The sequence below is a fragment of the Helcobacillus sp. ACRRO genome (genome assembly GCF_022347125.1).
Lineage (GTDB): Bacteria > Actinomycetota > Actinomycetes > Actinomycetales > Dermabacteraceae > Helcobacillus > Helcobacillus massiliensis.
In genome coordinates this window covers 24,668-33,803 of the sequence record NZ_JAKRNG010000028.1, presented here as the reverse complement: position 1 = coordinate 33,803, position 9,136 = coordinate 24,668, and the positions used below count along the sequence as shown (strand labels likewise).

The window sequence follows — 9,136 nt, the reverse complement described above, 5'->3', positions numbered from 1 at the left end:
GCCCCCGGACCCGACACCTCCTCCCCCACCGAGTTCGGTCGCCACATCGGCGTGCTCGGCTTCCGCTCCGACGAAGGGGTGCGCCGCAACGCGGGCCGCACCGGCGCCGCCGACGGTCCCCGGGCACTGCGCGCCGCCCTCTCCGGAATGGCGCTGCACGGCCCCCTCGGGGACGGCTCGGTCGCGATCGTGGACCACGGCGATGAGGTCACCCACGGGGAGGACCTCGAGGACGGGCAGGCGCGGCAAGCGGACGCCACCGGTCGGGCGCTGTCGGCCGACGGGAACACGCTCACCGTGGTGCTCGGCGGCGGCCACGAGACGGCGTGGCCGAGCTACGGCGGCCTTCAGCAGGCCCTGGACGCCGGTGCGCTTCGGCCGGACGACGCCGGCACGGGCGCGACAGGCGACGCCGGTGCGGGTTCGGGCGCGGCTGGTGACCGGCCCCGCTGGGGCGTCCTCAACCTCGATGCCCACTTCGACCTGCGCCGCGCCGACGCCCCCTCCTCCGGCACCCCGTTCCTGCAGATCGCTGAGGCGGAGCGCGCGCAGGGCCGCGACCTCAACTACGCGGTGGTCGGCATTGCGGAGGCGTCGAACACGAAGGTCCTGTTCGATACCGCGCGGGACCTCGGCGTTGAGTGGATGACCGATGAGGAGTGCGCATCCGTCGGCCGGGACGGCATCGCCGACTTCATCGAGTCGTTCGCCGAGCAGCTCGATGTCCTCTACCTGACGATCGACCTCGACGTCCTGCCCGCCCACACCGCCCCCGGGGTGTCAGCTCCGGCCGCGTTCGGGGTGGAGTTCGCGCTGATCCTGCATGCGGTGCAGGTGGCGGCGCGGACGGGGAAGCTGCGCCTGCTGGACGTGGTAGAGCTGAACCCGACCCTGGACATCGACGGCCGCACCGCGAAGGCCGCCGCCCGGCTCATCACCGACGCTGCGAGCATCGCCGCGGGCGAGACTGCCGGTGAGTGAGCTCGACGCCGTCGCCCCGGGGGTGCTCGTCAGCACCTCCCGCCGGGACCTGACCACCTCGACGGTGCTGGCGTCCATCAGCGAAGCGCTGCTGATCGACCCGTCGTGGGAACCCGATGAGCTGGCGGACCTCGCCGACCAGCTGGGGTCACGGTCCCTGCAGGTCACGGGCGGTTTCTCCACCCATGCCCACCATGATCACGTGCTGTGGCACCCCGCGTTCGGGCCCGCGCCCCGCTACGGGTCGCTGCCGACGGCGGCGCAGTGCGCACAGCACCGGGAGGACATGGTCGCGGCCCTCGGACCGGACTTCATGGGCGCTCCCGGCTCCGTCGGTGCGGTCCTGGGCGACCTGGTGGGGCGCGTGGAGCCGGCGCCGCACGCACCGGCGGACTCCTCGCGGATCTGGCTGCCCGCGGGCGCGGTGCCGCGCGGGTTCGAGCCGGAGTTCATCGTGCACAGCGCCCACGCCGACGGCCACACCGCGGTCTGGCTGGAGGACCAGGGCGTGCTCATTGCGGGAGACATGCTCAGCGATGTGGAGCTGCCGCTGCCGTACTCGGCGGCGAACATCGGCCCGTACCTCGACGCATTGGAGCGGCTGGAGCCGTACGCGGCGAAAGCGCAGGTCATCGTGCCGGGACACGGGCACGTGGGCTGGGGGCAGGCCGCGATGGAGCGCCTAGACGCGGACCGACGCTACCTGCGGCACGCCATGGCAGGGCGCACCCCGAACGATCCGCGACTGGAGAGTGCGCAGATGCGCGCTGTGCACGAGCAGCTGCTCGCCTCCGTCGCGGAGAGCGGCATCGGCCCAGCCTGAGCTGGGAACGGCCGCTCCCCACAGTTCAGCAGAAGAAAGCACGCCTGGAGCGCGCTATGCGTGCGGCATTCTGCTCACGTTCGGGCGGGACGGCTTACCAGATGCCGTCCTTCGAGGCCGCGCCACCGGTGGACGCATTGCCGGTGTCGAGCGAGCTGATGACTGTGCCTGGCTGCACCGGGACCTTTGTGTTGCTGGTCTGCGGGCCGGACATCGTCCAGTTGATCGGCGACTTCATGGTCGCGAGCTTCTGGTTGTAGTAGTCCACGCACAGCGACTGGTTCGGCAAGCCGATGCTCGCGAGGCTCGGGGCGAAGGTCTGCGCCGTCGGCACCGTGACCGTCAGATAGTTGGTCCACCGCTGGCCGCTGACTGCGCCGCCGGAGATGCCGAAGCGAATGTCCGCAGTCGTATCGCCCGAACCCGCAGCGGCGAGCTTTCCGGTCGCTGCCCAATTGACCGTGTGATGCACCTGGTTCGCCGCGCCGTTCGTGGGCTGCGGCCCAATGCCTCCCCCACCGTTGACAGTGCGGGTGCCCCAGCTGGTGACGACGCTCGTGAGACCGCGCCCGGTGCGGACCTTAGTGGTGGACAGGTCGTTGTAGCTCATCAGGCGCACACCGAGGTTGAGCGGTTGCGTGGACGAGAACGTCACTGGGCAGCTACCGGCGTTCGTGACGTTCACATAGACATCAGTGGCGTATCCGTTGCCAGCGCCGAGCGGCTGATAGAAGTTGATGTCGAGTGAGATCGGCTTGCCGTTGCAGAAGAACTGCTGCTCGGCTTTCAGGAAGGCGGCGTCGATCTTCTGCACAGAGGCGCTGTTGCAGGTGCCGCTGGAGGCTGCGTACGCCGGCGCCGCAACGGACACCGCAGCGGCGGGCACCGTCCACGCCGCACCGGCCGCGAGGGCGCGGCGGCGGGAGAAGTCTCGCCGGGCAGAGGTGGTGGACGAGTCGCGCTCAGTCATCGGAGAGCCTTTCTGGTGGAGGGATGGTCGGGGGCCCATGCGCGCCGGCGGTCACCTACCAATGGGTTAAGACACTTGTACGGCGCTCATCTCCAGCATGCTCCCGTTACCTGAACGAGATCAACAGGGCGTGACCGGTCCCCACCCGCCCGCGACCAGTGCGGCACCACTCGGGCGCGCCATGACGGCATTCATCCCACCACCCCCGGCGCATACCAGCCCCAGTGCCTGCCCGGACCGGGGCTACGATGGTGGCACTGTTCCCACCCGCCCGGCGCTCTCCGATCTCCGCGCCGCGGCCTCACTCCTCAAGGTGTCGCCTGTGAGCACTGCTGCCCCAGAACCCCATCGTCCACCATCCGGCGCTGCACCCGTCGGCGCTGCACCCGTCGGCCCCGACCGCACCCTCGTCGAACGCAACGGGATCGACGTCATCGCCGAATCGGAGCGCACCGCCGCACCCCACCAGCTCTTCTGGCCGTGGTTCGCCGCCAACGTCTCCGTGTTCGGCATGTCCTACGGCGCGTGGACCCTCGGCTTCGGCATCTCCTTCGTGCAGGCCGTGATCGTCTCCATCATCGGCATCGTGGTCTCGTTCCTGCTGTGCGGCCTCATCGCCATCGCCGGCAAGCGCGGCTCCGTCCCCACGATGGTGCTGTCCCGGGCAGCGTTCGGGGTGCACGGGCAGAAGGTGCCCGGCATCGTCTCGTGGCTGACCTCCATCGGCTGGGAGACCATGCTCGCGATCTCCGCCGTGCTCGCCACCGCCACCGTGTTCGAACTGCTCGGCCTCGCCCACGGCACCACCGTGCTCGTGATCGCCGCGGTCGCGATCGCGGCGCTCATCGTGGGGGCGTCCGTGCTCGGCTACCACACGATCATGCGGATGCAGTCGATGCTGACGTGGGCGACCGGCGCGTTCACCATCCTGTTCATGATCCTCGTGATCCCCCACATCGACCTCGGCGCCGTGATGTCGATGGAGAACGGCACGGTTCAGCAGACCGTCGGTGCGCTCGTCATGGTGATGACCGGGTTCGGGCTCGGCTGGATCAACATCGCCGCGGACTGGTCGCGGTACCAGCGCCGATCCACGTCCGACGGGGCGATCGTCGCCTGGAACACCATCGGCGGCTCCGCAGCCCCCATCATCCTGGTGACGTTCGGCCTCCTCCTCGCCGGCTCCGATGCCGACTTCGCCGCTCAGGTGGGCGATGACCCGATCGGGGCGCTCGCCACTCTCCTCCCCCTGTGGGCGCTGATCCCGTTCTGGATCGTGGCGGTGCTGACCCTCGTCTCCGGCGCGGTCCTGGGCATCTACTCTTCGGGCCTCACCCTGCTGTCCCTCGGCGTGAACATCCCCCGCCCCGCGGCGGCCGCAATCGACGGCATCATCCTCACTCTCGGCACCGTCTGGGTGGTGTTCTTCGCGCAGAGCTTCATCGCGCCGTTCCAGTCGTTCCTCATCACCCTCGGTGTGCCGCTCGCCTCCTGGGCAGGCATCCTCATCGCTGACATCCTCAGCCGCCGCGCCGACTACGACGAGCAGGCCCTGTTCGACGCGCGCGGCCGCTACGGCTCGATCGACTGGACCTCGATTGGGACGATGGCGGTGGCGTCGCTGGTCGGTTGGGGGCTCGTGGTGAACTCCTTCGCCGGGGAGGCCTCGTGGAACAACTGGCAGGGCTACCTGCTGGAGCCGCTCGGCCTCGGCAGGTGGAATGCGGCCGACGGGTTCTGGGAGGGCGACTGGGCGTACTCCAACCTCGGGGTGCTGCTGTCGCTCGTGCTGAGCTTCCTGGTGACCCTGGTGCTGCGGCGCGGCTCGATCCGCCGCCAGGAAGAGGGGGCGCTGGGCCGCGGTGAGGGGCGTCGTGGCTGAGCCTTCGCCGTTCCTCGTGATCGTGGACCCGCAGGTCATCTTCGCGGCGGACGGCAGTGACTGGCAGTCGCCGTTCTGGGCCGACGCCGAACCCAACATCCTTCGCCTCGCCGACGCGTTCGGTGAGCGGGTCGTCGTGACGCGATGGCTGCCCACCGCGAACCGCTCCACCTCGTGGGGTGACTACTTCGAGGCGTGGCCGTTCGCCGACGTCCCCGCCGACGACCCGCTGTACGACCTGCTGCCGGGGTTCGAAGACCTGTCCCCGCACCCCACGGTGGATGAGCCGACGTTCGGCAAATGGCATCAGCAGCTGCGCGACATTGTGGGTGACGCCACCGAGGTCGTGGTGGCGGGCGTGTCCACGGACTGCTGCGTGATCTCCACCGTCCTGCCCGCGGCCGACGCCGGCGCCCGCATCACCGTGGTCGCCGACGCCTGCGCCGCTTCCAGCACCGAGAATGGTACGGCGGCGATGCACGTGATGGGGCTGTACCCGCCGCAAGTGCAGATCACGACGACCGCCACAGTGCTGGCGTCCCGCGCCACCACAACATAAACGCCTTCGAATCATAAAAACGCCCGCCCCATCAACCACGTGCGTGATCGATGGGGCGGGCCAATGCTGGAGCGATCAGTGCTCGCAGTAGTGATCACCGTGCTCGGCGTGCTTGTGGCCATCGTGGATGTAGTCCACGTGGTCACCGTGCTGCACTGCTTCGTGACCGCAGTTCTCGCCGTGAGTGTGCTCTTCCTTAGTGTGGTGCTTTTCGCAGGACATGTCCGCTCCTCTGTCAGTGGTGTTTTCTGGTCTGCAGTGCCTGCACAGTCAGTGCTGGGCACCCGCAAGGTTTTCAGCAGTATGAGCGAGCGCATCTTCAACCACGTGCAGCACTTGCTGATCCGAGATTGAGTAGCGGACTTCCTTGCCATGCCGGCAGCAGGTTACCAATCCCACGCTTCTCAGCGCTTTGAGATGCTGCGACACCACAGGCTGCGCCAAGTTCGACGCCTCCGCGATTCGCCCCACCGGCATTTCCCCATCACGCAGCGTGAGAAGCACACCGACTCTGGCCGCATTGCCCAGAACCTTGAACAGCTCCGCAGTTCGGATGAGGTGGTCCATCTCGCTCATATGCCCAGCCTGACATATATATTGCTTTATTGCAATATCTTGATGTGTTGGTTGGTGGCGCCCCGGCTAGCCAGTGATCCCGAACCGCTCCAACTGCTTGCGGGCGCCCGCGTTCTGCATCGCCAGCAGCTCCGCGTAGATGCCGCCGGAACGGGCCAGTTCCGCGGGGGTGCCGATCTCGTCGATCTGCCCGTCCTTCAGGGTGACGATGCGGTCCACGTTCGCGATGGTGGACAGGCGGTGCGCGATGATCAGGGAGGTGCGGTCCGCCATCAGTTCGTCGAGGCCGCGCTGCACTTCGCGTTCGCTCTTGGTGTCGAGGGCGCTGGTGGCTTCGTCGAGAACGAGGATGGGGGCGTCCTTGAGGATGGCGCGGGCCACGGCGATGCGCTGCTTCTGCCCGCCGGACAGCTTCAGGCCGCGCTCCCCCACCACGGTGTCGTACCCGTCGGCGAACTTCTCGATGAAGCGCTCCGCGTTGGCTTTGCGGGCGGCTGCGCGGATCTCGTCATCGGTGGCGTCGGGCCGGCCGTAGGCGATGTTCTCGCGGATCGTGCCGGAGAACAGAGACGCGTCCTGGAACACCACGCCGACCCGGGCGCGCAGGTCCTGCACCTGCAGGTCCGCCACGTCGTGCCCCGCCACCGAGATGCGTCCCGAGCGGGCCTGGTAGAGGCCGAGCAGGAGGTTCACGATGGTGGATTTGCCGCCGCCGGACTCGCCGACGAACGCCACCTTCTCGCCATGATGGATGCTGAAGGAGATGTCCTGGAGGACATCGCCCCCTTCGTCGTACGCGAAGTGGACGGAGTCGAACTCCACCGTCGGCGCCCCCGCCACGGGTGCGATCGCGGAATCGCGTGACTGCTGCAGGGTCCGCATCGGGGAGCGGGCATCGATCGGGGTGTCCATGACGCGGAAGTAGTCACGGGAGCCGGCGATGGCGCGCTGGGCCATGTCGATGAGGTAGCTCATCGACTCCACGGGCTGGCGGGCCATCATCATCATCTGGATCAGCAGCACCATCTCGCCGACCGTGAACGCTCCCTGCACGGTGTTCACGAAGATGATCACGTAGATCGCGAAGAACACGACGTTGAGGGCGGTGCGGCGCAGGATGTCCATCGTGTGCCAGTGCTTCGACTGTTCACGAGTGGTGGCGTCGGTCGTGATGAAGCGGCGGGTGAAGGCGTTCAGTTCGCCCTTCTCACGCACGAACGACTTCACCACGCGGATCTGCCCCACCACTTCGCTGAAGCGGCCGGAGGCGATGTCGATCTGTTCGTTCTTCTGCCCTTCGAGCTTCTGCCATTTCGTGGAGGTGAGGGCGGTGAGCCACACGTACACGGGGAACACGATGGCGAGCAGCACGGCGAGCGGCCACGCGTACCAGCCGGAGATGACGAGCACCGCGACGGTGGTCAGCAGCATGGTCGCGAACATGTTGGACATGGTCTTCGCGAACTGCGAGATCTCGGTGATGGAGCGGTTCAGCCGCGCCACGATGGTGCCGGTGAGTTCGCTGTCGTACCAGGACTGCGGCAGGTGCAGCAGCTTCTCGTAGTAGCGGACCGAGAGGATGGTGCGCATGCGGTTGGCCATGACGTCGCCGTACCAGCCGCCGATGTTGTGCAGCAGCGCCTGCGCCGTGAGCGCCACGAGGATCCACACGGCGGTCCAGATGATGGAGGACATGGCGCCGTCGGCGGGGCCGCCGTTCGCGGCGGAGGCGGCGACGATGTCGGTGGCGTGACCGACGAGGAACGGCACCAGCAGGGTCGCGACGGTGGCGAGGGTGCTGGTGAGGAGGATCGCCAGGTAGAACGGCCAGAGCCGACGGGTGAAGCTGAGGATGCGCAGGAGGGGTTTCATCGTCTTCGAACCTACTCCTGCGCATCCTCGCGCGGCCAGGATCAGTGGGGAACGCGGCACCCCTGCTGCACGTAGGCGTCCATCTCGCCTTCGGGCACCATGGAGCCGCCGGTCAGCCACGCCAGGTGCATCGCGTCGGTCGGGAGGTTGAGGCCAGCTCCCCGCCCGGCGGCGATGCGGGCGGCGGAGTCGAGGGCGGCCGCGGAACTGGGCTCCACCCGGATGCCGTCGGCCTCGGAGAGCTGGGCGAGGCGGCGGAACATGGCGTCATCGCCGACCGTCACGAACGCGTCCACCAGCTTCTCCACCGCGGCGCCCACGAACCCGGAGGGGCTGGCGCAGGCGAGGCCGTCGGCGACGGTGACGTTGGTGAGGCCGATATCCCGCACCGAGATCTCCTCGTGGGCGCCGGTGAGGACGCCGAGCAGCATCGACGGGGACTGGACGGGCTCCACGAAGATGCAGCGCACCGCGTCACCGAATTCGGTCTTGAGGCCGAAGGCGACACCGCCGGGGCCGCCGCCCACACCGCACGGCAGGTGCACCACGAGGGGTTCGGCCTGCGTCGGTGTCCGGCCTTCGCGGCGCAGCTGGGCGGCGAGGCGGCGGCCGGCGACGGCGTAGCCGAGGAACAGGGAGCGGGAGTTCTCGTCGTCCACAAAGTAGAGGGAGTCGTCGCCGGCGGCCTGGGCGCGGGCCTCGGCGACCGCGACGGAGTAGTCGGCGTCGTATTCGACGACTTCGACGCCGTGGGAGCGCAGCATGTCCTTCTTCCAGGCGCGGGCGTCGGCGCTCATATGGACGCTGACGGCGAAGCCGAGCTGGGCGGACATGATGCCGATGGACAGGCCGAGGTTGCCGGTGGAGCCCACGGCGATGCGGTGGCGGGCGAACAGGGCGCGGGCGTCGTCGCCGGCGAGGATGCTGTAGTCGTCGTCGGTGGAGGTGAGGATGCCGTGCTCGAGGGCGAGCTGTTCGGCGTGGACGAGCACTTCGTAGATGCCGCCGCGGGCTTTGATGGAGCCGGAGATCGGCAGGTGGGAGTCGAGTTTGCCCCACAGGTCGAGGGAGCCGACGGGGCCGTCCGCGAGCGCGGCGCTGGTGCCGGGGAGGGCCGCGAGGGGCGATTCGATGATGCCGGGGGTGCCCCAGTCGGCGGCGGAGGAGGCGGTCTGGGGGAAGACAGCGGCGAGGTAGGGGGCGAAGCGGCGGAGGCGGGCGTCGGCGTCGTCGATGTCGGCGCGGGTGAGGCCCACGCTCGCCAGACCGACGGATGCCGGTGTGGTGAGAGCGGGCTCGTTCAGCCAGATCGTGGGGCGGGCGGCGGCGATCTCGCTGATCACGGGGTGTTCGCGCTCCCAGGCGGCGAGGGGGCGGCCGGCGAGCAGGTGGGGCTGCGTGTCAGGGGTGCGGTCCATTCGCCGATCATGTCATGCATGGTGCGCCGTTCGGCGGGCACTGACGGTTCCGATG

At 68.6% G+C, this 9,136-nt stretch carries 9 protein-coding genes; 4 read left to right on the top strand and 5 right to left on the bottom strand.

The features are described 5' to 3' along the window. Together MHY20_RS09700 and MHY20_RS09695 are read left to right on the top strand one after the other, a co-directional pair. Positions 1–981: arginase family protein (locus MHY20_RS09700; RefSeq protein ID WP_239376477.1), on the top strand; the 981-nt coding region annotated here is incomplete at its 5' end. Next, complete coding sequence (locus MHY20_RS09695; protein ID WP_239376475.1) at positions 974–1,804, top strand: MBL fold metallo-hydrolase; 831 nt, start codon at positions 974–976, stop codon at positions 1,802–1,804. The genes MHY20_RS09700 and MHY20_RS09695, both read left to right, overlap by 8 nt. A 94-nt stretch (positions 1,805–1,898) precedes the next feature. Here MHY20_RS09695 and MHY20_RS09690 read toward each other — a convergent pair whose 3' ends face one another. Continuing rightward, positions 1,899–2,774: a hypothetical protein gene (locus MHY20_RS09690; protein WP_239376473.1), complete on the bottom strand. Its 876-nt coding sequence runs from the start codon at positions 2,772–2,774 to the stop codon at positions 1,899–1,901. Positions 2,775–3,198: 424 nt separating this feature from the next. On the opposite strand from MHY20_RS09690, the gene MHY20_RS09685 reads away from it, so the two are divergent. Both MHY20_RS09685 and MHY20_RS09680 read left to right on the top strand, forming a co-directional pair. Next, positions 3,199–4,656, top strand: coding sequence for a cytosine permease (locus MHY20_RS09685; RefSeq protein ID WP_239376479.1), 1,458 nt, complete (start codon positions 3,199–3,201; stop codon positions 4,654–4,656). After that, a complete protein-coding gene (locus tag MHY20_RS09680; protein ID WP_239376471.1) occupies positions 4,649–5,215 on the top strand; it encodes a cysteine hydrolase in 567 nt (188 codons plus the stop codon). The genes MHY20_RS09685 and MHY20_RS09680 overlap by 8 nt, the downstream gene beginning before the upstream one ends. Before the next feature lie 75 nt (positions 5,216–5,290). Here the strand turns inward: MHY20_RS09680 and MHY20_RS09675 are convergent, their stop codons facing one another. The 4 genes from MHY20_RS09675 to MHY20_RS09660 form a co-directional block, all read right to left on the bottom strand. Beyond that, a complete protein-coding gene (locus MHY20_RS09675) occupies positions 5,291–5,437 on the bottom strand; it encodes a zinc transporter permease (protein ID WP_183377234.1) in 147 nt (48 codons plus the stop codon). Between the two features lie 48 nt (positions 5,438–5,485). Beyond that, the gene (locus tag MHY20_RS09670; RefSeq protein ID WP_239376469.1) at positions 5,486–5,791 is read right to left on the bottom strand and encodes a metalloregulator ArsR/SmtB family transcription factor; all 306 of its coding nucleotides are present in this window, start codon (positions 5,789–5,791) and stop codon (positions 5,486–5,488) included. A gap of 66 nt (positions 5,792–5,857) precedes the next feature. Then, positions 5,858–7,663, bottom strand: a complete 1,806-nt coding sequence (locus tag MHY20_RS09665) for an ABC transporter ATP-binding protein (RefSeq protein ID WP_239376467.1) — start codon at positions 7,661–7,663, stop codon at positions 5,858–5,860. Positions 7,664–7,704: 41 nt separating this feature from the next. Beyond that, positions 7,705–9,081, bottom strand: a complete 1,377-nt coding sequence (locus tag MHY20_RS09660) for a D-serine ammonia-lyase (RefSeq protein ID WP_239376465.1) — start codon at positions 9,079–9,081, stop codon at positions 7,705–7,707. Between the last annotated feature and the right edge of the window lie 55 nt (positions 9,082–9,136).